This window comes from Streptomyces sp. NPDC040622 (assembly GCF_055593965.1).
This window is the reverse complement of the sequence record NZ_JBVIXD010000016.1, coordinates 37,233-61,870: the sequence shown is the minus strand read 5'-3', so window position 1 is coordinate 61,870 and position 24,638 is coordinate 37,233. Positions and strand designations below refer to the sequence as shown.

General features: G+C 71.6%; 21 protein-coding genes. 17 read left to right on the top strand and 4 right to left on the bottom strand.

The genetic code is table 11. The annotated features are described in order from the left end of the window. Positions 1–41: 41 nt before the first annotated feature. The 3 genes from ACZ592_RS35695 to ACZ592_RS35685 all read left to right on the top strand — a co-directional run bounded on the left by ACZ592_RS35695 (position 42) and on the right by ACZ592_RS35685 (position 2,155). Positions 42–590: an SAV_6107 family HEPN domain-containing protein gene (locus ACZ592_RS35695; RefSeq protein ID WP_471585877.1), complete on the top strand. Its 549-nt coding sequence runs from the start codon at positions 42–44 to the stop codon at positions 588–590. A 97-nt stretch (positions 591–687) separates the two neighbouring features. Then, positions 688–1,467, top strand: a complete 780-nt coding sequence (locus ACZ592_RS35690; RefSeq protein ID WP_471585876.1) for a methyltransferase — start codon at positions 688–690, stop codon at positions 1,465–1,467. A gap of 274 nt (positions 1,468–1,741) precedes the next feature. Beyond that, positions 1,742–2,155, top strand: a complete 414-nt coding sequence (locus ACZ592_RS35685) for a DUF3040 domain-containing protein (RefSeq protein ID WP_471585875.1) — start codon at positions 1,742–1,744, stop codon at positions 2,153–2,155. Between the two features lie 261 nt (positions 2,156–2,416). On the opposite strand, the gene ACZ592_RS35680 is transcribed toward ACZ592_RS35685, so the two are convergent. The 4 genes from ACZ592_RS35680 to ACZ592_RS35665 form a co-directional block, all read right to left on the bottom strand. Continuing rightward, a complete protein-coding gene (locus ACZ592_RS35680; protein WP_471585874.1) occupies positions 2,417–4,861 on the bottom strand; it encodes a transglutaminase TgpA family protein in 2,445 nt (814 codons plus the stop codon). Next, positions 4,858–6,225, bottom strand: a complete 1,368-nt coding sequence (locus tag ACZ592_RS35675; RefSeq protein WP_471585873.1) for a DUF58 domain-containing protein — start codon at positions 6,223–6,225, stop codon at positions 4,858–4,860. The genes ACZ592_RS35680 and ACZ592_RS35675 overlap by 4 nt, the downstream gene beginning before the upstream one ends. After that, the gene (locus ACZ592_RS35670; RefSeq protein WP_471585872.1) at positions 6,225–7,247 is read right to left on the bottom strand and encodes an AAA family ATPase; all 1,023 of its coding nucleotides are present in this window, start codon (positions 7,245–7,247) and stop codon (positions 6,225–6,227) included. Before ACZ592_RS35670 ends, ACZ592_RS35675 begins: the two co-directional genes overlap by 1 nt. 222 nt (positions 7,248–7,469) lie before the next feature. Next, complete coding sequence (locus ACZ592_RS35665; protein ID WP_471585871.1) at positions 7,470–8,090, bottom strand: beta-class carbonic anhydrase; 621 nt, start codon at positions 8,088–8,090, stop codon at positions 7,470–7,472. A gap of 358 nt (positions 8,091–8,448) precedes the next feature. Between ACZ592_RS35665 and rsmH the strand changes: the two genes are divergently transcribed. The 14 genes from rsmH (at position 8,449) to ACZ592_RS35595 (ending at position 24,595) form a co-directional block, all read left to right on the top strand. Continuing rightward, entirely contained in the window at positions 8,449–9,408 is a 960-nt protein-coding gene (gene rsmH / locus ACZ592_RS35660; RefSeq protein ID WP_471585870.1) for a 16S rRNA (cytosine(1402)-N(4))-methyltransferase RsmH, read from the top strand. Between the two features lie 69 nt (positions 9,409–9,477). Beyond that, positions 9,478–10,038 carry a cell division protein FtsL gene (gene ftsL / locus ACZ592_RS35655; RefSeq protein ID WP_471585869.1) on the top strand — a complete coding sequence of 187 codons (561 nt, stop codon included), beginning with the start codon at positions 9,478–9,480 and terminating at the stop codon, positions 10,036–10,038. A gap of 5 nt (positions 10,039–10,043) precedes the next feature. After that, a complete protein-coding gene (locus ACZ592_RS35650) occupies positions 10,044–12,008 on the top strand; it encodes a peptidoglycan D,D-transpeptidase FtsI family protein (protein ID WP_471585868.1) in 1,965 nt (654 codons plus the stop codon). Between the two features lie 19 nt (positions 12,009–12,027). Next, positions 12,028–13,689 carry a UDP-N-acetylmuramoyl-L-alanyl-D-glutamate--2,6-diaminopimelate ligase gene (locus tag ACZ592_RS35645; protein WP_471585867.1) on the top strand — a complete coding sequence of 554 codons (1,662 nt, stop codon included), beginning with the start codon at positions 12,028–12,030 and terminating at the stop codon, positions 13,687–13,689. A gap of 4 nt (positions 13,690–13,693) precedes the next feature. Beyond that, positions 13,694–15,109, top strand: a complete 1,416-nt coding sequence (locus tag ACZ592_RS35640; RefSeq protein ID WP_471585866.1) for a UDP-N-acetylmuramoyl-tripeptide--D-alanyl-D-alanine ligase — start codon at positions 13,694–13,696, stop codon at positions 15,107–15,109. Then, positions 15,106–16,176 carry a phospho-N-acetylmuramoyl-pentapeptide-transferase gene (mraY, locus tag ACZ592_RS35635; protein WP_471585865.1) on the top strand — a complete coding sequence of 357 codons (1,071 nt, stop codon included), beginning with the start codon at positions 15,106–15,108 and terminating at the stop codon, positions 16,174–16,176. Before ACZ592_RS35640 ends, mraY begins: the two co-directional genes overlap by 4 nt. Further along, positions 16,158–17,588, top strand: coding sequence for a UDP-N-acetylmuramoyl-L-alanine--D-glutamate ligase (gene murD / locus ACZ592_RS35630; protein WP_471585864.1), 1,431 nt, complete (start codon positions 16,158–16,160; stop codon positions 17,586–17,588). The genes mraY and murD overlap by 19 nt, the downstream gene beginning before the upstream one ends. 49 nt (positions 17,589–17,637) lie before the next feature. Beyond that, positions 17,638–18,948 (top strand): putative lipid II flippase FtsW, encoded by a 1,311-nt coding sequence (gene ftsW, locus ACZ592_RS35625; protein ID WP_471585863.1) that lies wholly within the window; start codon positions 17,638–17,640, stop codon positions 18,946–18,948. A gap of 6 nt (positions 18,949–18,954) precedes the next feature. Beyond that, positions 18,955–20,049, top strand: a complete 1,095-nt coding sequence (murG, locus tag ACZ592_RS35620) for an undecaprenyldiphospho-muramoylpentapeptide beta-N-acetylglucosaminyltransferase (protein WP_471585862.1) — start codon at positions 18,955–18,957, stop codon at positions 20,047–20,049. Between the two features lie 14 nt (positions 20,050–20,063). Then, positions 20,064–20,870 carry a cell division protein FtsQ/DivIB gene (locus ACZ592_RS35615; RefSeq protein WP_471585861.1) on the top strand — a complete coding sequence of 269 codons (807 nt, stop codon included), beginning with the start codon at positions 20,064–20,066 and terminating at the stop codon, positions 20,868–20,870. 275 nt (positions 20,871–21,145) lie between these two features. Beyond that, on the top strand, positions 21,146–22,381 hold the full coding sequence (ftsZ, locus tag ACZ592_RS35610) for a cell division protein FtsZ (RefSeq protein ID WP_471585860.1): 1,236 nt from the start codon (positions 21,146–21,148) through the stop codon (positions 22,379–22,381). Then, positions 22,378–23,109, top strand: coding sequence for a peptidoglycan editing factor PgeF (gene pgeF, locus ACZ592_RS35605; RefSeq protein ID WP_471585859.1), 732 nt, complete (start codon positions 22,378–22,380; stop codon positions 23,107–23,109). Before ftsZ ends, pgeF begins: the two co-directional genes overlap by 4 nt. A 6-nt stretch (positions 23,110–23,115) precedes the next feature. Then, positions 23,116–23,835 carry a YggS family pyridoxal phosphate-dependent enzyme gene (locus tag ACZ592_RS35600; RefSeq protein ID WP_471585858.1) on the top strand — a complete coding sequence of 240 codons (720 nt, stop codon included), beginning with the start codon at positions 23,116–23,118 and terminating at the stop codon, positions 23,833–23,835. A 124-nt stretch (positions 23,836–23,959) separates the two neighbouring features. Then, positions 23,960–24,595, top strand: a complete 636-nt coding sequence (locus ACZ592_RS35595; protein ID WP_355813545.1) for a cell division protein SepF — start codon at positions 23,960–23,962, stop codon at positions 24,593–24,595. The last annotated feature ends 43 nt before the right edge of the window (positions 24,596–24,638 follow it).

The window sequence follows — 24,638 nt, the reverse complement described above, 5'->3', positions numbered from 1 at the left end:
ATACGGCCACTGCGCCGTCACACGACGACAGGAGGTTCGTCATGGCCAGTACTTCCGCAGCAGCCGCCCGTCGGCACCGCGCCGTCGGCCCTGCTCCCTCACTGACCGGCCCGGCGAGCGATGTCCACCCCGTCCTGCGCCGCGCCACGGCCCCGCCGGCCGCCCTCGAACTGCTCGCCCAGGCCCGCGCCGGAATCGACGAGGCCACCCACCTGGACACGGCGAACGAGCGCTACGCCACCGCCCACCTCGCCGCCCTGCGCACCGCCGCCGCGGTCCTCGCCGCCCGCGGCCGCCCCGAGACGACACCGCGCCGCAGGCAGCGCATCCGCAGTGCCTGGGAAGTCCTGCCCGAGATAGCCCCCGAACTGACCGAGTGGAGCGCCCTGTTCGCCTCCGGCGCCGCCCGCAGGGCCCGCGCCGAGGCGGGCATCGAAGGCGCCGCCACCGCCCGCGACGCCGACGACCTGCTCCGCGACGTGGCCATGTTCCTGCGCCTCGTCGAGCGGATGCTGGTGCTCCAGCCCGTCCTGCCCCAGCCGCGGCAGGAGTCCAAGGACGCGGGCCGGGAGCCGCCGGACGCGGGCTGACCGGCGCGTCCGTGCCTCGGGACGGATGGCCGGGGCACGGTGCGGCAGGCAATAGGGTGGGGGTATTCGCACCCCACGCGCCGAGGAGTCAACTGCCGTGTCGGACCCGATGCGCCCGCGCGCCTCTCTCCGTACCGCGGTGGTCTGGGACGTCCTGAAAGACGCCCTCGACCGCCGCGTCAAGGTCACCGGCGGGGAGTCCCGCACCGAGCTCGACGTGCTCGACACCGGAGGCGGCAGCGGCAACTTCGCGGTGCCGGTCGCCCGTCTGGGCCACCGCGTCACCGTCGTCGACCCCAGCCCGAACGCGCTCTTCGCGCTGGAGCGCCGGGCCGCCGAGGCCGGCGTCGAGGACCGGGTGCGCGGCGTCCAGGGCGACATCCTCGGCCTGTTCGACGTCGTCGAGCGCGGCGGTTTCGACGCCGTCCTGTGCCACGGCGTCCTGGAGTACGTGGACGACCCGGCCGAGGGCGTGCGCCTCGCCGTCGACGCGCTGCGTCCCACCGGTGTCCTCAGCCTGCTCGGCGCCGGACTCGGCGGCGCGGTGCTCGCGCGCGCCCTCGCCGGGCACTTCAAGGAGGCGCAGGCGGCGCTCACCGACCCGGCGGGCCGCTGGGGCGCGGGCGACCCCGTGCCGAGGCGCTTCACCGCCGAACAGCTCACGGGTCTGGTCGAGGCCGCGGGCGTGCGCGTCGACGCGGTGCACGGCGTCCGGGTCTTCGCCGACCTGGTCCCCGGCGTCCTCGTGGACACCGAGCCGGGTGCCCTGGAGGCACTCCTCCAGCTGGAGGCCGCCGCCGCCGAGCTGCCCGCTTTCCACTCCGTGGCGACGCAGCTGCACGTGCTCGGCGAGGTGCGGGGCGCCGACGGAGCGTGAGGCGTTCCCGCGGCCGACCGGCTGATCAGGGACGCAGCCGCACATGGAGTACGCCACAGGCCCCCGAACGGGCTATGGGCGCCGTATGATCGAGGCACACCGTTCTGCATGACGGTTCGGCCGCTGGGGAATGCACGCTTCAGCGAGCCGGAGCGGCGTGAAGGTCCGGTTTGGCGAAGTTGGCGTAGAGGGGCGGGTTTCACGGGGGCGATTCCCTGCCTATCCTGAAGGGGACCCCCGGTCGCCCCGGCGACTGCACGATGAGGAGGACTCCGTGCCGCTCTCGGAGCACGAGCAGCGCATGCTCGAGCAGATGGAGCGAGCGCTGTACGCCGAAGATCCCAAGTTCGCGACAGCGCTTGAGGGAAGCGGGCTGCGTACGTACACCCGGAAGCGGGTCTACCAAGCGGTCGCGGGCTTCCTGGTGGGTATCGCCCTTCTCATGGCCGGAATGGTCGCCCAGCAGATCTGGATCAGCGTGGTGGGCTTCCTCGTCATGCTGGGCTGCGCGGTGCTCGCCGTCACCGGTTGGCGCAAGGCGCCCAAGCCGGGCGAACAGGCCTCGGGTGCGGCAGCCGCGCCAGGTGGGGCCGCGGCCCGTCGGCAGACAAGGCAGCGCCGCTCCGTCATGGACCGCATCGAGCAGCGGTGGCAGCGTCGCCGCGACGAACAGCAGGGTGGTCAGTGAGCGGAGCCGCTCGCTACTGACCGAACAGACGTATGAATGTGTGAGGGGTGGCCGCCCGGTGGGGCGGCCACCCCTCACACATGTGCGCGCCCGCTCCCGCGTGCGTCGGCGGCCCCGGCGGTAGGAGAACGGTGGAGTGCCGGTGGAATCCCGGGGCCGGGGCCGGGGCCGGAGCCGGAGCAGCCGGGGCCGGAGCCGGAGCAGCCGGGGCCGGGGCCGGAGCCCGTGTGGGACCCGGCCGCCCGTCCCGTCCCGCCCGCCTCAGCCTCCCTGACCCGCTTCGCCGGCCCGCCCGGCCCGTCGCGGCAGCTTCCGCGTGAGCGTCGCCCACCGCTTGGCGGCCCCCTCGCGCGAGCGCGTTCCGAACGCCGTCCAGCGGTCCGAGACCGCCCACACCACCCGCGCGGCCGAACGCGGCGCGAGCGTCACCCGCAGCCGGGCGGCCCGGCCGAGCGAGGCGCCCAGGCCGTCCCGTACGAGCCCCACGTCCTCGGAAAGACCCGTCGCGAGCTGGGGGCGCGGGGCGTAGAGGACCTGCTCCACCGCGGCCGCCACCCGATGGACGGCCTCCGCGGGGGCTCCGGTCAGCCGGCCGGCCCGGACGATCCGCGCGGCCGCCTTCCGGGGGGTCTGTGACTCGTCCGGAGCAATGCCGTGGTCCCAGGCCGTATCCGTCACTTCCAGCCACGCGGCCAGCGTCCTGGCCGCCGCGTCCGCCTCGGTGCGGCCGCCGGAACCCAGCCGGGCGGCCCGCACCCTGGTCCGCCACAGCAGCGGCAGCAGGGGCACCCCGAGGACGAGCAGCGCGGCCAGCGAACTGCCCACGATCATGGCGACGGGCGGTCCGCCCTTGCCCGAACCGGTCGCGATCTGCGGGGCGGCGCTCGCGCAGCCGCCCTGCTTCTGCATGTCGGGCGGGCAGGTCTCCGCGTCGGAGGGAGCCGTGGACGGCTCGGAGGAGGTGGACGGCTCCGGGGTGTCCGGGTCGCTCGCGCCGCCGGACGGGACGTCGGAGCGGGTGTAGTCCGGCACTGTGCCGCGGCTCGGCGTCGGCTCGAAGCGGGTCCAGCCCACGCCCTCGAAGTACAGCTCGGGCCAGGCGTGTGCGTCCCGCAGCCCCACCGACATCGAACCGTCACCCTGCGCGGTGCCGGGGGTGAAGCCCACGGCCACGCGGGCCGGAATCCCCAGCGTCCGCGCCATCGAGGCCATGGCGAAGGAGAAGTGGACGCAGAAGCCTTCCTTCTGCGTGAGGAAGCGCTCGATCGCCGAGGGGCCGCTGCCCGCCCGCACCTGGGTGTTGTACGTGAAGCCGCCGTCCGAGGCGAAGTAGTCCTGGAGCTTGACCGCCTGCTCGTACGGGTTCGAGGCGCCCTTGGTGACCTGGCGGGCTGTGTCGCCGACCATCCGGGGGAGCGAGTCCGGAACCTTCGTGAACTCCTGCTTGAGGTCGTCGGGCGGCGCGGGCGCGGCCGCCAGCTGCTCGGCCGTCGGCTCCACGACCAGGCTCTTGACCTGGTACTGCGCGCCCCGCGTGGTCTGGCCCCGGTCGCCGACCAGGGAGCGGCCCACCGGTTCGTACCGCCAGCGGCCGCCGATCTTCACCTGGCTGGCAGGGAACGGCATGGGCAGCCAGTTCTGCGCGTAGTTGTCGGCGGCCGAGAGGTTCGTCTGGATCTCGGCCCTGCGCACGTCGTCCCGCAGGCCCCGCGGGTTCGGCAGCGGTGACGGGACGCTCTCGATGCGCCGGACGGTGGTCTTCCACGTCGTGCCGTCGAACTGGTCGAGCGAGACGATCCGCAGGTACAGGTCGTCGGTCGCCTCGGAGTTCGTGCGGTACGAGAGGACCTCGCGGTCCTCCGGCTGGTTGAGGCTGTCCTGGAGCGCGACCAGCGGGTTCACCGCGGAGATCGTTCCGCCGCCGCCCGAGCCGTCGCCGCCCGCCCCGCCGGAGCCGTCCAGGAGCCCGCCGTCCAGGGCGGGCAGCGCGAGCGGCACCACCAGGGCGATGCCCAGGGCGACGGCGCCGATGCGCCGTCCGGTGCGGACCGGGGCGAGCGCGCCGCCGCCGCTGTCCAGGCCCCCGGAGACCCGGCCCGGCGCGCGCGCCGCGCCGCCGAACACCCGGCCCCACTGCGAGAGTCGGTCCCTGCCCTCGGCCAGGAGCAGCAGCAGATAGCCGGCGGCGGCCAGCAGGAACCACAGCCATCCCGCGCCGCCCTCGGAGAGTCCCGCCGCGACCGAGTACAGGGCGAGCAGCGGGAGTCCCGCGGGGGCCGCCGTACGGAACGTCACCGCGAGCGCGTCCACCGCGAGGCCGATCACCAGGACGCCGCCGACCAGCATCAGCCGGATGCCGTCGCTGAGCGGCGCCGGGATCATGTACTGGCTGACGTCGTTGCCGCCCGCCTCCAGGAGCAGCCCGAACCGGCGGAAGACGTCGGGTCCCGGCACGATCCCCGCGAGAGCCTGCTCGCGGGCGAACACCAGCGTCAGGAGCAGCAGCGACACCAGCGCCTGCACCGCCACGGTGAGCGGCCGGGCCAGCGGCACCCGCCGGGTCAGCGCGCCCGCCCCGCTCTGCAGCACGAGCAGGATCACCGCCTGCAGGAACCAGGTGGCCGGTTCGACGAGCGGCAGCAGCGCGCCCGACGCCATCAATGTGGCGGCGGTGGCACACACCGCGAGCCGTGCGCGTCCGCTCATGCCCAACCCCCGGTCGTCGTGCCCGTGGCGGGCGCCGGGCCCGCGCTCGTGCGGGCGTGGTCCGCCTGGCGCCACAGGTCCGCGAGGTCCGCCCCCGGCGGCACCGCGAGGGCCGTCCAGCCCGCCTCGCGGAGCATCCGCACGCGCGCGTCACCGGTGTCGGAGGGAACGGCTCCCGGACCCTGCGCCCAGGCCGCGCCGTCCAGCACGAAGGCGACCGCGGAGCCGCTGCGCTGGCGCATCTTGGCGACCACCGTGGCCTGCTCCTCCTCCATGTCGCCGAGGAAGGCGACGAGGAGGCCCTCGTTCCCGCCGCGCAGCACGTCGTAGGCCCGGGAGAGTCCGGGCCCGTCCGAGTGGTCGATCACCGCGAGGGTGTCCATCATCAGTCCCGCCGCGTCCGCCGACTCCTGGCTGGCGCCCGCGAAGCCGTCCGACCCCTCGCCCGGCACGGAGGTGCCCGTGTCGGTCAACAGGCGGACCGAGAAGCCCCGTTCGAGCATGTGCACCAGCGCGGACGCCGTGCCGGAGACCGCCCACTCGAAGGCCGAGTCGGGCCCCGCGCCCCGGAAGCCGACGCCCCGGGTGTCCAGGAGCACCGTGCAGCGGGCCCGCTGCGGCTGTTCCTCGCGGCGCACCATCAGCTCGCCGTAGCGGGCGGTGGAGCGCCAGTGCACCCGGCGCAGGTCGTCGCCGTGGCGGTAACCGCGCGGGATGACGTCGTCCTCGCCGGCCAGCGCCAGCGAGCGGTTGCGCCCGTCGCCGTACCCCTTGGCCTCACCCGTGAGCCGCACCGGGGGCAGGGCCTCCACGCGCGGGATGACCGTCAGGGTGTCGTACGTCGAGAAGGAGCGGGTCAGTTCGCACATCCCGAACGGGTCCGTCAGGCGCAGCTGCAGCGGTCCCAGCGGATAGCGGCCGCGCAGGTCGGAGCGGACGCGGTAGGACACCTCGCGCCGGCCGCCCGCCTCGACGCGGTCCAGCACGAACCGGGGCCGCGGCCCGAGGACGTAGGGCACCCGGTCCTGGAGCATCAGCAGCCCGGTGGGCAGCCGCGAGACGTTGTCCATCCGCAGGTGGACGCGGGCCTCCGAACCGGCCGGCACGCGCGAGGGGGAGAGCCTGCGGCTGCCCGCCACGCGGTAGCGGGTGCGGAACAGGACGGTGGCGCACACCAGCGGCAGCACGGCGAGCAGCAGCCCGACGCGCAGCAGGTCGCTCTGGCCCAGGACATAGGCGCAGATGGCGGCGGCGATGCCGGCCGCCAGGAAGGAACGTCCGCGTGTGGTCAGGCCCGCGAGAGCCGTGCGCAGCCCGCCCTTGTCGTCCTCGGCGGGGCCCGCCGGACTCCCCCCGGCCGTCATCACAGCCTCCGGGTGCCGGGCGGCTGCTGGTTGAAGTAGGCGCCGGTGCCCGGCGGGGTGGCGGCGGGCACCGGGGTGCGCTGCAGGATCTCCAGGACGACGGCCTCGGCCGTACGGCGGTTCAACTGGGCCTGCGCCGTGGGCAGCAGGCGGTGTGCGAGGACGGCGACGGCCAGCGCCTGCACGTCGTCCGGCAGGGCGAACTCGCGGCCGCTGAGCGCGGCGGAGGCCTTGGCGGCGCGCAGCAGGTGCAGCGTCGCGCGCGGGGACGCGCCGAGTCTGAGGTCGGGGTGGTTGCGGGTGGCGCCGACCAGGTCCACCGCGTACCGCCGCACGGGGTCGGCCACGTGGACGGTGCGCACGGCGTCGATGAGCTTGACGATCTCGTGCGCGTGGGCCACCGGCTGGAGGTCGTCCAGGGGTGAGACGCCGCCGTGGGTGTCGAGCATCTGCAGCTCGGCCTCCGGACCCGGATAGCCGATCGAGACGCGCGCCATGAAGCGGTCGCGCTGCGCCTCGGGCAGGGGGTAGGTCCCCTCCATCTCGACGGGATTCTGGGTGGCCACCACCATGAAGGGACTGGGCAGTTCGTAGGTCTGCCCGTCGATGGTGACCTGGCGCTCCTCCATGGACTCCAGCAGCGCGGACTGCGTCTTGGGAGAGGCGCGGTTGATCTCGTCGCCGATCACGATCTGCGCGAAGATCGCGCCCGGCTTGAACTCGAAGTCCCTGCGCTGCTGGTCGAAGATGGACACACCGGTGATGTCCGAGGGCAGCAGGTCCGGCGTGAACTGGATCCGTCGCACGGAGCAGTCGATGGACCGTGCCAGTGCCTTGGCGAGCATGGTCTTGCCCACGCCCGGGACATCCTCGATGAGCAGGTGCCCCTCCGCGAGGAGCACCGTCAGCGAAAGCCGTACGACCTCTGGCTTGCCCTCGATCACACCCTCCACCGACCTGCGGACACGCTCCGCTGTGGTCGTCAGATCCGTGAGGCTCGCTCGATCGTCATAGGTCGTCACCCGGCCCTCCTCGGCCCTTCCCCCGGCTCCTGAGGAGCAGGGAATTCCGCAAAATCCGGGCCGCCGCGCAAGCGAGCGACCCGGTGCACCCCGAATACACGGGCATCACGCGCGCATGCTGTGCGTGATGCCACCCCCGCATTGTTGTTGGGCATACCGGGTCGTGTCACTCGCCTGTGGATAACTGGCGCCGATTTGTCGGGTCTTACGACCCTTTGTCAGTCACGCAGGGTCGATCTCCCGCAGCAGACCGGTCTTCACGTCGAACACAAAGCCGCGGACGTCACCGGTGTGCAGCAGGAACGGGGAGGTCCGCACGCGCTCCATGGACTGTCGCACGTCCTGGTCGACGTCCCGGAAGGCCTCCACGGCCCACGAGGGGCGCTGGCCGACCTCCATCTCCAGGTCGTGCCGGAACTCCTCGGTCAGGGACTCCAGGCCGCAGGTCGTGTGGTGGATCAGGACGACGCTGCGGGTGCCGAGCGCGCGCTGGCTGATGGTCAGGGAGCGGATGACGTCGTCGGTGACCACGCCGCCCGCGTTGCGGATGGTGTGGCAGTCGCCCAGCTCAAGGCCGAGCGCTTCGTGCAGGTCGAGGCGGGCGTCCATGCAGGCGACGACGGCGACGCGCAGGACGGGGCGGGCGTCCATGCCGGGGTCGGTGAACCCGGCGGCGTACTCCTCGTTCGCTTCGACCAGGCGGTCGGTGACGGTGCCGACGGCTATGTCACCGATCGGCTCTGCGGGGCTGCTGTCCGATGAGGCTGCGGAAGTCGACATAGGCACGACGTTAATGCGCGCTGATCGCCCGGGCCCGCTGTGAGAAGGGACAAAGAACGTCAAAGACTCTTGTTGTGAGCTAACCCACAGGGGTGCCGGGCTGCGGCCGAACGGGTGATGCCGCCCGGATTCGTGGCCCCGGCGGGGACCCGTCCGCGACGCGCAGGCCGGTTGATTGACCGGGAGACACCGTGGACTAAAGTGACGCGAAGCGGGAGAGGTGACCTGCTCCCTGCTGGACCGCACATCCCGGAGATTCCCTGAATCCCCCCACGTGCGCGGCGCGTACGTACGGCTCGGCCTCCTCCCGCTCCCGGTCGGCTGACGCCACTTCCCCGGCGCCAGCAGTCCATTCCCCTTCACGGAGCGGGCGGGGACCCGGCGGTGCGTACGCACGCCGCGCCGGACCTGAGAGGGCCCCTTGAGCGACAACAGCCGACACGTCCCGGTGATGCTCCAGCGGTGCCTGGACATGTTGGCCCCCGCGCTCGCCGAGCCGGGCGCCGTGGTCGTCGACTGCACCCTCGGCCTCGGCGGCCACAGCGAGGCACTCCTCGCCACCTTCCCTTCGGCCCGCCTCATCGCCCTGGACCGCGACAAGGAGGCGCTGCGCCTGTCCGGCGAGCGCCTCGCGCCCTACGGCGACCGCGCCACCCTGGTGCACGCGGTCTACGACGAACTCCCCGAGGTGCTCGACCGCCTCGACGTCCCGCGCGTCCAGGGCGTCCTGTTCGACCTCGGCGTCTCCTCCATGCAACTCGACGAGGCCGACCGGGGATTCGCGTACGCCCAGGACGCCCCCCTGGACATGCGCATGGACCAGACGACCGGCATCAGTGCGGCCGAGGTCCTCAACACCTACGCCCCCGGCGAACTGGTGCGGATCCTGCGCCAGTACGGCGAGGAGAAGCAGGCCAAGCGCATCGTCGGCGCCGTGGTCCGCGAGCGCGAGAAGGAGCCGTTCAGCAACAGCGCGCGGCTCGTCGAACTCATCCGCGACTCCCTGCCGCAGGCCGCCAAGCGCACCGGCGGCAACCCCGCCAAGCGCACCTTCCAGGCCCTGCGCATCGAGGTCAACGGCGAGCTGAGCGTCCTGGAGCGGGCCGTCCCCGCAGCGGTCAAGGCGCTCGCCGTCGGCGGCCGGATCGCCGTCCTGTCGTACCAGTCGCTGGAGGACCGCCTGGTCAAGCAGGTGCTCTCGGCCGGCGCCACGACGACGGCACCGCCCGGCCTGCCCATCGTCCCCGAGCGTTACCAGCCGCGGCTCAAGCTTCTGACCCGCGGTGCCGAACTCCCCACCGAGGAAGAGGTCGCCGAGAACCGCAGGGCCGCCCCGGCGCGGCTGCGCGGTGCTCAGCGCGTCCGCGAAGACGTCGGGTAGCCCCGGCCCGGCCCCGGGACCGACGGCCGAGCAGTGCCCGCTGATCAGCAGTCCGCGAGGAGGAGCTCCATGAGCAAGAAGCCCGAGCTGCGGGGGAGAGCCGCCCGCCTCGCGCGGCTGCTGCCCCAGGGCCCGAGCCAGGCCGCCCGCACCCCCTTCGTCCTGCTCGTCGTGCTGCTCCTGGGCGGCGGCCTGATCACGCTGCTCATCCTGAACTCCTCCCTCAACGAGGGCTCGTTCCAGCTGAGCGAGCTCAGGAAGGAGACGACGGAGCTCACCGAGGAGAAGCAGGAGCTCCAGCGCGACGTGGACGGCTATGCCGCGCCCGACGCGCTCCAGGACCGCGCCGACGAGCTCGGCATGGTCCCCGGCGGCGACCCGGCCTTCCTCGACCCCGAGGGGACCGTGCGCGGCGTGCCGGGCACCGCGGCCCGCCCCTCCGGCTACGAGAACCCCGTGCCGCGCCCGCAGGAGGTCGCCTCTCCCGCGGCCACCGTCTCCGTCCCGGCCGCGCCCCCGGCGCCCTCCCCGGCCCCGGCCGGCCCGGCGCCCGCCCAGCAGCCCCCCACCCCGACCCCCGCCGCCCCGGCGCCCACGCAGCCCGTCCCCACGACGACCTCCGGCAGGTGACGCAAGTGTCCGACAGGGAACCCCCGCGGCGCCGGGTACCAGGACCCGCGAGGCCCAGCCGCCCCGCACGGCCCGGCGCGCCCCGCCGCCCGGCGCCCGGCGGCCGCCCCGCCACCCGCCGCCCCGCGGCCAAGGGCAGGAACAAGACCCGCACCATCCGCCTGGGCAGCCCACGGCCGCGCCTGCGCATGGTCAGCCTCGGTCTGACGCTGGTCATGCTCGCCTTCGTCGTACGGCTGCTGCAGGTGCAGGCCGTCGACGCGAACGCGTACGCCGCCAAGGCCGAGAAGAACCGCTACTTCACGCACACCCTGGCCGCCGAGCGCGGCCGCATCACCGACCGGGGCGGCGTCGAACTCGCCGCCAGCGTGGACGCGTACGACATCACGGCGGACCCGACGCTGTTCACGCCGAAGGAGATGAAGACCAAGGACGCGCCCGAACAGGCCGCGGCCCTCCTGGCCCCGATCCTCGACAAGGACGCCACCGAGCTCGCCGAGAAGCTCAAGACGCCCAAGACGCGCTACGTCCTGCTGGCCCGCCGCCAGAGCCCCCAGGTGTGGAAGCAGATCAAGGACCTGCGCGGCGCGCTCGCCGAGAAGGCGGGCACCGACCCGGACTCCCCGAACGTGCTGGCCGGCGTCCTCGCCGACCCGAGCAGCAAGCGCGTCTACCCGAACGACGACCTGGCCGCCGGGATACTGGGCTGGGTCAACTCCGACGGCAAGGGGGCCGGCGGCCTGGAGCAGCAGCTCGACAAGAAGCTGGCGGGCGAGGACGGCAAGATCCGCTACGCCCAGTCCGGCGGCCGGCGCGTGCCGACCGCGGGCTCCACGGAGACGCCGGCCGTGCCCGGCTCCGACGTGGAGCTCACCATCGACCGCGACATCCAGTGGGCCGCGCAGAACGCGATCACCGAGCAGGTCGAGAAGTCCAAGGCCGACCGGGGCTACGTGATAGTGCAGGACACGCAGACCGGCGAGATCCTCGCGATGGCCAACGCCCCCGGCTTCGACCCCAACGACCTCGCCCAGGCCGACGGCACCTCGCTGGGCAACGCGGCCCTCCAGGACGCCTTCGAGCCCGGCTCCACCGCCAAGGTCATGTCGATGGCCGCCGTCCTCGAGGAGAACGCGGCCACGCCCGGCACGCACGTCACGGTGCCCAACCGGCTGCACCGCGGCGACCGCCTCTTCCAGGACGACATCGACCACCCGACCTGGCACCTGACGCTCAACGGCGTCCTCGCCAAGTCCTCCAACATCGGCACGATCCTCGCCACCGGAGAGCTGGGCAAGACACAGAAGGCGGCCAACGAGTCCCTCTACTCCTACCTGCGCAAGTTCGGCATCGGCAGGGAGACCGGGCTCGGCTTCCCCGGCGAGACCCCGGGCATCTTCGCGCCCGCGGACAAGTGGTCCACCTCGCAGCAGTTCACGATCCCGTTCGGCCAGGGGTTCTCGATCAACGCCATGCAGGCGACCTCGGTCTACTCGACCATCGCCAACGGCGGCGTCCGCACCGAGCCCACGCTGGTGCGCGGCACGAAGGGCCCCGACGGCCGCTTCGCCCCCGCGGCCAAGCCGAAGCAGACCCGGGTCGTCAGCGACAAGACCGCGCGGACGGTCGCGCGGATGCTGGAGTCCGTCGTCGACGACGAGGAGGGCACCGGCACCAAGGCCCGCATCCCGGGCTACCGGGTCGCGGGCAAGACGGGTACGGCCAACCGGGTCGACCCGGCGACCGGCCGCTACAAGGGCTACACCTCGTCCTTCGCCGGCTTCGCGCCCGCCGACAAGCCGCGCGTCACCGTCTACTGCGCCATCCAGAACGCCACCAAGGGCAACTACTTCGGCGGCCAGATCTGCGGCCCCATCTACAAGGAAGTCATGGAGTTCGCCCTCAAGACGCTCCAAGTACCCCCCACCGGAAGCGGCCCGGCCCGCCTCCCGGTGACCTACAAGCCCTGAGACCCACCAGGAACAGCCCGTGACAACCATCACGCCCGGCTCGGGGAACCACCCCTCGCCACGCCCCTCACTTCGCTCCGAGAGGGGTGCGCCCGGTACGCTCACCGCCGTGCCACACGCTGATCAGTCCCAAACCACCCAGAAGGGCGTTCCCGTGACCTATCCGGGACCGCCGCGGCCGGCCCAGGTCTCCCCGACCTCGCTGACGGAGCTCGCAGGCCAGCTGGGCGTCGCCGAACCGGACCACGCGGGCAGCGCGGAGATCACGGGCATCACGCACGACTCGCGCGCGGTGCGGCCCGGCGACATCTACGCCGCGCTCCCCGGTGCCCGCCTGCACGGCGCCGACTTCGTCGCGCAGGCCGCCGACCTCGGCGCCGCCACCGTGCTCACCGACCCGACCGGCGCCGAGCGCGCGGCCGTGACCGGCCTGCCGGTCCTGGTCGTCGACGACCCGCGCGGCGCGATGGGCGAGCTCGCGGCCACGGTCTACGGTCACCCCGGCCGCGACCTCCTCCAGATCGGCATCACCGGCACCTCCGGCAAGACGACCACGGCCTACCTCATCGAGGGCGGGCTCAAGGGCGTCCGGTCGACCGGTCTGATCGGCACGGTCGAGATGCGCATCGGCGACGAGCGCATCAAGTCGGAGCGCACCACCCCCGAAGCCACCGATCTGCAGGCGCTGTTCGCGGTCATGCGCGAGCGCGGCGTCGAAGCGGTCGCCATGGAGGTCTCCAGCCACGCCCTGGTGCTCGGTCGGGTGGACGGCTGCGTCTTCGACGTCGCCGTCTTCAACAACCTGAGCCCGGAGCACATGGAGTTCCACTCCGGCATGGAGGACTACTTCCAGGCCAAGGCGCAGCTGTTCACGAAACACCGCTCCCGGCTCGGCGTGGTCAACTTCGACGACGAGTACGGACGCCGGCTCATCACCGAGTCGGAGGTGCCCGTCACCACCTTCTCCGCCGAGGGCCACCCCGACGCCGACTGGCGCGCCGAGGACGTCGAGGTCGGGCCGCTCGACTCGACATTCGTCGCCGTGGGCCCCAAGGGCGAGCGGATCACCGCCAAGTCGCCGCTGGCAGGCCCCTTCAACGTCGCCAACACCCTCGCCGCGATCGTCGCGCTGGCCGTCGCCGGGATCGACCCGCAGCAGGCCGCCGACGGCGTCGGTGCGGTGCCGGGTGTGCCGGGCCGCCTGGAGCGCATCGACGAGGGCCAGCCCTACCTCGCCGTCGTCGACTACGCCCACAAGACGGACGCCGTCGAATCGGTCCTGCGCGCCCTGCGCAAGGTCACCGAGGGCAAGCTGCACATCGTGCTCGGCTGCGGCGGCGACCGTGACAAGACCAAGCGGATGCCGATGGGCGCGGCCGCGGCCCGCCTCGCCGACACCGCCGTCCTCACGTCCGACAACCCCCGTGGCGAGGACCCCCTCGCGATCCTCGCCACGATGCTCGCCGGCGCCGCCGACGTGCCGGCCCACGAGCGCGGCGACGTCGCCGTCTTCGAGGACCGGGCCGCCGCCATCCGCGCGGCCGTCGTCCGGGCCGAACCGGGCGACACCGTCATCGTCGCGGGCAAGGGGCACGAGCAGGGACAGGACATCGCCGGGGTGGTGCGTCCCTTCGACGACCGCCAGGTGCTTCGCGAAGCTATCCAGCAAACCCAGGGATGAAGTTGTGATCGCCCTCTCCCTCGCCGAGATCGCCACCGTCGTCGGCGGGCAGACGTACGACATACCGGATCCGGCCGTCCAGGTCACCGGCCCCGTCGTCCGGGACTCCCGTGAGGTGGAGCCCGGCAGCCTCTTCGTCGCCTTCGCGGGCGAACGCGTCGACGGCCACGACTACGCGGCCGACGTGGTCGCCGCGGGCGCGGTCGCCGTCCTGGCCTCGCGGCCGGTCGGCGTGCCCGCCGTCGTCGTGGACGACGTGCAGGCGGCGCTCGGCGCCCTTGCGCGCCACGTCGTGGAGCGGCTCGGGGCGACGCTGGTCGCGCTGACCGGATCGGTCGGCAAGACCAGCTCCAAGGACCTCCTCGCCCAGGTGCTGCGGCGCAAGGCGCCCACGGTCTTCACACCGGGCTCGCTCAACAACGAGATCGGTCTGCCGCTCACCGCGCTCAGCGCCACGGACGAGACGAAGTTCCTCGTCCTGGAGATGGGGGCGCGCGGAATCGGCCACATCCGGTACCTCACCGGCCTCACCCCGCCGAGGATCGGCCTCGTCCTGAACGTCGGCACCGCCCACATCGGCGAGTTCGGCGGCCGCGAGCAGATCGCGGTAGCGAAGGGTGAGCTGGTGGAGTCGCTGCCCGCGGACGGAGCCGCGGTCCTCAACGCCGACGACCCGCTCGTCCGTGCCATGGCTTCGCGGACGAAGGCACGCGTCCTGCTCTTCGGAGAGGCCGCCGACGCCGACGTACGCGCGGAGAATGTCCGGCTCACAGAGAACGGACAGCCCGCTTTTACGCTGCACACACCCTCCGGGTGCAGCGACGTGACCTTGCGGCTGTACGGTGAGCACCACGTGTCGAACGCGCTTGCCGCGGCCGCCGTCGCCCATGAGCTGGGCATGTCCGTGGACGAGATCGCCCTCGCGCTCTCCGAGGCGGGCACGCTGTCCCGCTGGCGGATGGAGGTCACCGAGCGCCCCGACGGCGTGACGGTCGTCAACGACGCCTACAACGCGAACCCCGAGTCCATGCGAGCGGCCCTGCGCGCGCTCGTGGCCATGGGCAAGGGGCGCCGTACGTGGGCGGTGCTCGGCCACATGGCCGAGCTCGGGGACGAGGGGCTCGCCGAGCACGACGCGGTCGGACGCCTTGCCGTCCGGCTCAACGTGAGCAAGCTCGTGGCAGTCGGGGGCAGGGAAGCGTCCTGGCTCCAACTGGGCGCATACAACGAGGGTTCGTGGGGTGAGGAGTCGGTGCACGTGTCCGACGCACAGGCGGCGATCGACCTGCTGCGCAGCGAGCTGCGCGCGGGAGACGTCGTACTGGTGAAGGCGTCCAGATCGGTCGGTCTCGAGCGGGTCGCCACGGCGCTGCTCGACGACGCCGCGGTGTCTTCCGAGGGGCAGGTCTCCGGCCGATGAGGCAGATCCTCTTCGCGGGTGTGATCGGGCTCTTCCTGACCCTGGTCGGCACCCCGCTGCTGATCAAGCTCCTGGCCCGCAAGGGCTATGGCCAGTTCATCCGGGACGACGGCCCGCGCGAGCACCACAGCAAGCGCGGTACGCCGACCATGGGCGGTATCGCCTTCATCCTGGCCACGCTGATCGCGTACTTCCTCACGAAGGTCATCACCGGCACGGAGACCACGCTCTCCGGCCTGCTGGTGCTCTTCCTGATGGCGGGCATGGGCCTCGTCGGCTTCCTCGACGACTACATCAAGATCGTCAAGCAGCGTTCGCTCGGTCTGCGCGCCAAGGCGAAGATGGCGGGCCAGCTGATCGTCGGCATCGGCTTCGCCGTGCTCGCGCTGAACTGGCCCGACAACCGCAACCAGACCCCGGCCTCAACCAAGCTGTCGTTCGTCACGGACTTCGGCTGGTCGATCGGCCCGGTCCTGTTCGTGGTCTGGGCGCTGTTCATGATCCTCGCGATGTCGAACGGCGTGAACCTCACCGACGGTCTGGACGGCCTCGCCACCGGCGCCTCGGTGATGGTCTTCGGTGCGTACACCTTCATCGGTGTCTGGCAGTACCAGGAGTCCTGCGCCAACGCCGTCACGCTCACCAACCCGCAGGCGTGCTTCGAGGTCAGAGACCCGCTCGACCTGGCCGTGGTGGCCTCCGCGCTGATGGGCGCCTGCTTCGGCTTCCTGTGGTGGAACACCTCGCCCGCCAAGATCTTCATGGGCGACACCGGTTCGCTCGCCCTCGGCGGCGCGCTCGCGGGCCTCGCGATCTGCTCCCGCACGGAGCTGCTCCTCGCGCTCCTCGGCGGCCTCTTCGTCCTCATCACCATGTCGGTCGTCATCCAGGTCGGCTCGTTCCGCATGACCGGCAAGCGGGTCTTCCGGATGGCGCCACTGCAGCACCACTTCGAACTCAAGGGGTGGTCCGAGGTCCTTGTCGTGGTCCGCTTCTGGATCATCCAGGGCATGTGCGTGATCGTCGGCCTCGGTCTCTTCTACGCGGGATGGGCAGCCGAAAAGTGACCGACTGGCAGGGCAAGAACATCACCGTCGCCGGTCTCGGCGTGAGCGGCGTCAGTGCCGCCCGCGCCCTGGCCGGCTTCGGCGCGTCGGTGACCGTCGTGGACGGCGGCTCGGGCCAGGCGCACCGCGAGCGGGCCGCCGCCCTGGAGGCGGAGGGCGTCCTCGTACGCCTGGGAGACGCCGAGACGCTTCCCGACGGCACCGACCTGGTGGTCACCTCGCCCGGCTGGAAGCCGTCGTCGCCGCTCTTCGCGGCGGCCGCGGCGGCGGGCGTGGACGTCGTCGGCGACGTCGAGATCGCCTGGCGCCTGCGCGGCCCCGACGCGGCCCCCTGGCTCGCCGTCACGGGCACCAACGGCAAGACGACGACCACCCAGATGCTCGCCTCGATCCTCCGGGCGGCGGGCCTGCGCACGGCGGCCGTCGGCAACATCGGCACCCCGATCGTGGACGTCGTCCTGGAGGGCGACGACGCGTACGACGTGCTGGCCGTCGAACTGTCCTCCTACCAGCTGCACTGGGCGCCCTCGCTGCGCGCCCACTCCGCGGCCGTCCTGAACCTCGCGCCCGACCACCTCGACTGGCACGGCTCCATGGCGGCGTACGCCGCCGACAAGGGCCGCATCTACGAAGGCAACCAGGTCGCCTGCGTCTACAACGTCGTGGACACGGCGACCGAGAATCTGGTCCGCGAGGCGGACGTCGAAGAGGGCTGCCGCGCCATCGGTTTCACGCTGAACGCGCCCGCGCCCTCGCAACTGGGCGTCGTGGACGGCATCCTGATCGACCGTGCCTTCGTGCCGGACCGCCAGAAGCAGGCCCAGGAGCTCGCCGAGATCTCCGACGTCCAGCCGCCCGCGCCGCACAACATCGCCAACGCGCTGGCCGCGGCGGCCCTCGCGCGCGCGTTTGGCGTACAGGCGACGGCCGTACGGGACGGTCTGCGCGCCTTCAGGCCGGACGCGCACCGCATCGAACACGTCAGCGACGTCGAGGGCGTCGCCTACGTCGACGACTCCAAGGCGACCAACACCCACGCCGCCCAGGCGTCGTTGGCCGCGTATGAGTCGATCGTCTGGATCGCGGGCGGCCTCGCCAAGGGCGCCACCTTCGACGAACTCGTCGAGGGCGCGGCGAAGCGGCTGCGCGGCGCCGTCCTGATCGGTGCCGACCGCGAGCTGATCCGCGAAGCCCTCGCGCGACACGCGCCCGAGGTCCCGGTCGTCGACCTCGACCGGACCGACACTGGGGCGATGTCCGAGGCGGTACGGCGGGCGGCGGAGCTGGCTCAGCCGGGGGACACCGTGCTGATGGCTCCGGCCTGTGCGTCGATGGACATGTTCACCAACTACAACAAGCGTGGTGAAGCGTTCGCGGACGCCGTCCGCGAGCTCGGCGCCACGCGCGCCTGACCGGGTTCACCGCCCGGCGGGGCGCCGGGCACACCCTTGGGAGGGGAACGTGGCCAGGTCTTCCGTGCGGGTCGCCAAACGACCGGCTCCGGTACGCGCCAGAGGTGCCTCCCACCCTCCGGGCGAGAGCGGGCCCCGGCGGCTCTACTCCAGGGTCCGCAAGGCGTGGGACCGGCCGCTCACGGCGTACTACCTGATCTTCGGCAGCAGTCTGCTCATCACCGTGCTCGGCCTGGTGATGGTCTACTCGGCCTCGATGATCCAGGCGCTGCAGCTGAACCTGCCCGCCTCGTACTTCTTCCGCAAGCAGTTCGTGGCGGCCGTGCTCGGCGCGATCCTGCTGCTGATCGCCATGCGGATGCCCATCAAGCTGCACCGGGCGCTCGCCTATCCGATGCTCGCGGTGACCGTGTTCCTGATGGTCCTCGTGCAGATCCCCGGGATAGGGCGCAGCGTCAACGGCAACCAGAACTGGATCTACCTGGGCGGCCCGTTCCAGCTCCAGCCCAGTGAGTTCGGCAAGCTCGCCCTCGTCCTGTGGGGCGCCGACCTGCTCGCACGTAAACACGACAAGCGGCTTTTGACCCAGTGGAAACACATGCTGGTGCCGCTCGTCCCGGTCGCCTTCATGCTGCTCGGACTCATCATGCTCGGCGGCGACATGGGTACGGCGATCATCCTCACCGCGATCCTCTTCGGACTGCTCTGGCTGGCCGGGGCCCCCACCCGGCTCTTCGCCGGCGTGCTCAGCATCGCGGCCCTGCTCGGTGTGATTCTCATCAAGACCAGCCCCAACCGCATGGCCCGGCTCGGCTGCATCGGCGCCACGGATCCCGGCCCCGGAGACCAGTGCTGGCAGGCCGTGCACGGCATCTACGCCCTCGCCTCCGGTGGATTCTTCGGTTCCGGCCTCGGCGCGAGTGTGGAAAAATGGGGTCAACTGCCTGAACCGCACACCGACTTCATCTTCGCCATCACGGGGGAGGAACTCGGCCTGGCAGGGACGCTGTCGGTGCTCGCCCTGTTCGCGGCTCTAGGCTATGCGGGTATCCGCGTGGCCGGACGCACGGAGGACCCCTTCGTGAGGTATGCCGCGGGAGGCGTGACCACCTGGATCACGGCGCAGGCCGTGATCAATGTCGGTGCGGTGCTCGGTCTGCTGCCGATCGCCGGTGTCCCGCTCCCGCTGTTCTCGTACGGGGGGTCGGCCCTGCTGCCGACCATGTTCGCCATCGGACTCCTCATCGCCTTCGCGCGATCGGACCCCGCGGCGAAGGCGGCCCTTGCCATGCGGCAACCTCGGGTGAGATGGAACACGATGCGACGGCGCGCCAAGGCGCGTTCGTCCGGAGAGCGGTGAATTTCGGTGCATGTCGTACTCGCCGGTGGGGGGACCGCCGGCCACATCGAGCCCGCGCTCGCCCTCGCGGACGCCCTGCGGAGGCAGGACCCGACCGTGGGCATCACGGCCCTGGGCACGGAGCGTGGACTCGAGACCCGGCTCGTACCCGAGCGGGGCTACGAACTCGCGCTGATCCCGGCCGTCCCACTGCCGCGCAAGCCCACCCCTGAGCTGATCACCGTCCCGGGCAGGCTGCGCGGCACCATCAAGGCGGCCGAGCAGATCCTGGAGCGGACCAAGGCGGACTGCGTCGTCGGCTTCGGCGGCTACGTGGCCCTGCCCGGCTACCTCGCGGCCAAGCGGACCGGGACGCCGATCGTCGTGCACGAGGCCAACGCGCGCCCCGGGCTCGCCAACAAGATCGGTTCGCGGTACGCCGCCGGGGTGGCCGTCGCCACCCCCGACAGCAAGCTGCGCAACTCCCGCTACATCGGCATCCCGTTGCGGCACACCATCGCCACGCTCGACCGGGCCCGGGTCCGCCCGGAGGCGCGCGCCGCCTTCGGCCTCGACCCCAACCTGCCGACCCTGCTGGTCTCCGGCGGCTCGCAGGGCGCCCGGCGGCTGAACGAGGTCGTCCAGCAGGCCGCGCCGGCGCTGCAGCGCGCGGGGATCCAGATCCTGCACGCGGTCGGACCGAAGAACGAATTGCCGCAGGTGCAGCAGATGCCGGGGATGCCCCCGTACATCCCGGTACCGTACGTGGACCGGATGGACCTCGCGTACGCCGCGGCCGACATGATGCTCTGCCGCGCGGGCGCGATGACCGTCGCCGAACTCTCCGCCGTCGGGCTCCCGGCCGCCTACGTCCCGCTGCCGATCGGCAACGGCGAACAGCGGCTCAACGCCCAGCCGGTGGTCAAGGCCGGCGGCGGACTGCTGGTCGACGACGCGGAACTGACGCCCGAGTGGGTCCAGGGCAACGTTCTGCCCGTGCTCGCGGATCCGCACCGGCTGTACGAGATGTCCCGCGCCGCCTCGGAGTTCGGCCGCCGGGACGCCGACGAGCTGCTCGTCGGCATGGTGTACGAGGCGATTGCGTCACGCCGCAACGCGTGAGAAGGCAGGGGACCATGGCCGGACCGACCACCGCCGAACGGCAGCAGAAGAAGTCCGGCCCGCCCCGCCCGCCGCGCGAGCGCCGCATCCGGGTGCCCCGCATCCGGGTGCCGCGGTCGCGCACCCTCATCGTGGTGGTGGTCCTCGCCGTGCTGCTCGGCGCCGGCGGCCTGTGGGTCCTCTACGGCTCGCAGTGGCTGCGCCTGGAGCGCGTGAAGGCGTCGGGAACCCGAGTCCTGACCCCCCAAGAAGTCATCGAGGCGGCCGACGCCCCCGTCGGGGCCCCACTGATTTCGGTCGACACGGACGCCGTCGAAGACCGGCTGCGCTCAAAATTGCCCCGAATTGACTCGGTTGACGTCGTCCGGTCGTGGCCGCACGGAATCGGACTCAAAGTGACGGAGCGCGAGCCCGTTCTCCTCATCGAAAAGGGCGGAAAGTTCGTCGAAGTGGACGCCGAGGGAGTGCGATTCGCCACGGTCGAGCACGCGCCCAAGGGCGTGCCGAAGCTCGAATTGACGCCGGATCACGAGAGCGGGGCCGCGAGCCTGCGCAGGTTCGGCACCGACCGGCTCCTCCGGGAGGCCGTCCGGGTCGCCGGTGACCTGCCCGAAGCCGTCGCCCGCGATACTCGGAACGTCAAGGTCCGTTCGTATGACTCCATCTCGCTGGAGTTGCGCGGCGGACGCACCGTCGACTGGGGCAGTGGCGAGAAGGGGCGTACGAAAGCCCGCACCCTCATCGCACTGATGAAAGCGGCTCCCAAGGCACGGCACTTCGATGTGAGTGTCCCCACCGCCCCCGCGTCATCGGGGAGTTGACGCATATCGTCGCAGGCCAGCACCCTGGTTCGGCAGCGCTACGGCTGATCACATAGGGTGAAAAGAAAAACGGGAGGTTCGGCGTGTTCGTTGAACGTGCGCCACTTGTCGACTTAGTGTCCTGTTCGGAAGAGTCCAGGGAACAGACACACTGGTAACCCTAAACTTCAACGTTAGGGTTCGGGTCGGCGTTCGGACCGTCCCATTCGGCATCAGTCGTCGTGTCGCCGCAGAGCGAAACGGCGACACGTAACTCGAGGCGAGAGGCCTTCGACGTGGCAGCACCGCAGAACTACCTCGCAGTCATCAAAGTCATCGGTGTCGGCGGCGGTGGTGTCAATGCCATCAACCGGATGATCGAGGTCGGTCTCAAGGGCGTCGAGTTCATCGCCATCAACACCGACGCGCAAGCCCTGTTGATGAGCGACGCCGACGTCAAGCTCGACGTCGGCCGTGAACTCACCCGCGGACTCGGCGCCGGCGCCAATCCGGCCGTCGGCCGCAAGGCCGCAGAGGACCACCGCGAGGAGATCGAGGAGGTCCTCAAGGGGGCCGACATGGTCTTCGTCACCGCCGGCGAAGGCGGCGGCACCGGCACGGGCGGCGCACCCGTCGTCGCCAACATCGCGCGCTCGCTCGGCGCCCTCACCATCGGTGTGGTCACCCGGCCGTTCACCTTCGAGGGCCGTCGTCGCGCCAACCAGGCCGAGGACGGCATCGCGGAGCTGCGCGAAGAGGTCGACACCCTCATCGTCATCCCCAACGACCGGCTCCTGTCCATCTCGGACCGGCAGGTCTCCGTCCTCGACGCCTTCAAGTCGGCGGACCAGGTCCTGCTCTCCGGTGTGCAGGGCATCACCGACCTCATCACCACGCCCGGCCTGATCAACCTCGACTTCGCCGACGTCAAGTCGGTCATGTCCGAGGCCGGTTCGGCGCTCATGGGCATCGGCTCGGCCCGCGGCGACGACCGCGCGGTGGCCGCCGCGGAGATGGCGATCTCCTCGCCGCTCCTGGAGGCGTCCATCGACGGTGCCCGTGGCGTGCTGCTCTCCATCTCCGGCGGCTCCGACCTCGGTCTCTTCGAGATCAACGAGGCGGCGCAGCTGGTCAGCGAGGCCGCACACCCCGAGGCCAACATCATCTTCGGCGCCGTCATCGACGACGCCCTGGGCGACGAGGTCAGGGTCACCGTCATCGCGGCGGGCTTCGACGGCGGGCAGCCACCGTCCAAGCGGGACAACGTCCTTGGCTCGGCATCCGGCTCGGCCAAGCGCGAGGAGCCCGCGACGCCCGCAAGGCCCGCAAGGCCCGCGGAATCCTCCCGCCCGGCCTTCGGCGGCCTCGGCACGGTCACCCCGCGCGAGGAGCCCTCGACCCCGGAGCCCGCCGAGGCGGCCCCGGTGAGCGAGGCACCCTCCGCGCCGACGGCCCCGCCGCAGGTCCCGCCGGCCCGTCCCTACCAGGACAGCCAGGCCGAAGAGCTGGACGTGCCGGACTTCTTGAAGTGATAGGCAAGCACAGCACCGTGAGCGGCGCGCACTTCGCCTTCACCGACAGGTGGGGCGGAGTGAGCGCCGTTCCGTACGAAGAGCTCAACCTCGGCGGCGCGGTCGGCGACGACCCCGAGGCCGTGCGGACCAACCGCACGCTGGCCGCCACCTCGCTCGGCGTCGACCCGGACCGGGTCGTCTGGATGAACCAGGTGCACGGCCGCGACGTCGCGGTGGTCGAAGGACCCTGGGGTCCCGACGCCGAGATCCCGGCGGTCGACGCGGTGGTGACCGCCCGCGCGGGCCTCGCCCTCGCCGTTCTGACCGCCGACTGCACGCCCGTCCTGCTCGCCGATCCGGTCGCCGGGGTCGTGGCCGCGGCGCACGCGGGCCGGCCCGGAATGCTGGCGGGCGTCGTGCCCGCCGCCGTCGGGGCGATGGTGGAGCTGGGGGCGGACCCCGGCCGCATCGTCGCCCGCACCGGTCCCGCGGTCTGCGGAAAATGCTACGAAGTGCCCGAGGCGATGCGCGCCGATGCCGCCGCCGTCGAGCCCGCGGCGTACGCCGAGACGAGCTGGGGCACCCCGGCGGTCGACGTGAGCGCGGGGGTGCACGCCCAACTGGAACGGCTCGGGGTGCGCGACCGGGAGCAGTCGCCGGTGTGCACGCTGGAGTCCGGTGACCACTTCTCCTACCGCCGCGACCGGACCACCGGTCGTCTCGCGGGCTATGTCTGGCTGGACTGATAGGGCATGACGGAACGTAAGTCCCAACTCGCGGCGAACCTCGCCGCCGTCGAGGAGCGCATCGCCGCCGCCTGCGTCGCGGCCGGGCGCAAGCGGGAAGAAGTGACCCTGATCGTGGTCACGAAGACCTATCCCGCGAGCGACGTGCGGATCCTGTCGGAACTCGGTGTGCGGCACGTCGCGGAGAACCGCGACCAGGACGCGGCACCGAAGGCCGCCGAGTGCGCGGATCTGCCCCTCACCTGGCACTTCGTCGGCCAGCTGCAGACCAACAAGGTCCGTTCCGTGGTCGGTTATGCCGGAATGGTGCAGTCCGTGGATCGTCCCAAGCTCGTCACGGCTCTCTCGGCGGCCGCGGTGCGCACGGAGCGCGAGCTCGGCTGCCTGATCCAGGTCGCGCTCGACGCGGAGGAGAACGGCCGGGGCGAGCGCGGCGGCGCAGGACCCGGCGGAATCGAAGAGTTGGCCGACCTCGTGGCCGGTGCGCCGGGACTGCGGCTCGACGGTCTGATGACCGTCGCGCCGCTCACCGGGCCGTACGCGGGTCGGCAACAGGCGGCGTTCGAGCGGTTGATGGAATTCTCAACCCTCATGCGCGCGGCTCATCCTGCTGCGAACATGGTGTCGGCAGGGATGAGTGCGGACCTCGAGGAGGCCGTCGCGGCCGGGGCGACACATGTGCGCGTCGGTACGGCGGTACTCGGAGTCCGACCCGGGCTCGGGTAACGTCGCCAAGAAGTCGGACCACAGCAGAAAATATGGTCATTCTCGCTGTTGGGCGGGGATACCACGTGGATCGCGGGCAGTTGGTGACGACAGCCGATCCACCACAGAGCGGAGGACTCAGAGCATGGCCGGCGCGATGCGCAAGATGGCGGTCTACCTCGGCCTCGTGGAGGACGATGGGTACGACGGTCCGGGGTTCGACCCCGATGACGAGTTCGAACCCGAGCCGGAGCCCGAGCGCGACCGCAGGAGGCACGAACCGCCGCATCAGTCGCACCAGTCCCACCAGTCACAAAGGGACGAATCGGTACGAGTGGTGCAGCCGCCCGCCCAGCGCGAGCCGGCGCCCCATTCCGCTTCGCTAGCCGCGGAATCCGGACGTCCGGCACGAATCGCCCCCGTGGCATCCATCACACCTGAACGCCAGAGCCTGGAGAAGAACGCACCGGTGATCATGCCCAAGGTCGTGTCCGAGCGGGAGCCCTACCGCATCACCACATTGCACCCCCGGACCTACAACGAGGCCCGTACCATCGGGGAACACTTCCGTGAGGGCACTCCGGTGATCATGAATCTGACCGAGATGGACGACACGGATGCGAAGCGACTTGTCGACTTTGCCGCCGGTCTGGTCTTCGGTCTGCATGGCAGCATTGAGCGAGTGACGCAGAAGGTGTTCCTGTTGTCGCCTGCTAACGTCGATGTAACGGCGGAGGACAAGGCTCGCATCGCAGAGGGCGGGTTCTTCAACCAGAGCTGAGACGCAGTAGATGCAGTAGTTGCCTTAGACGCAGTACCGGAAC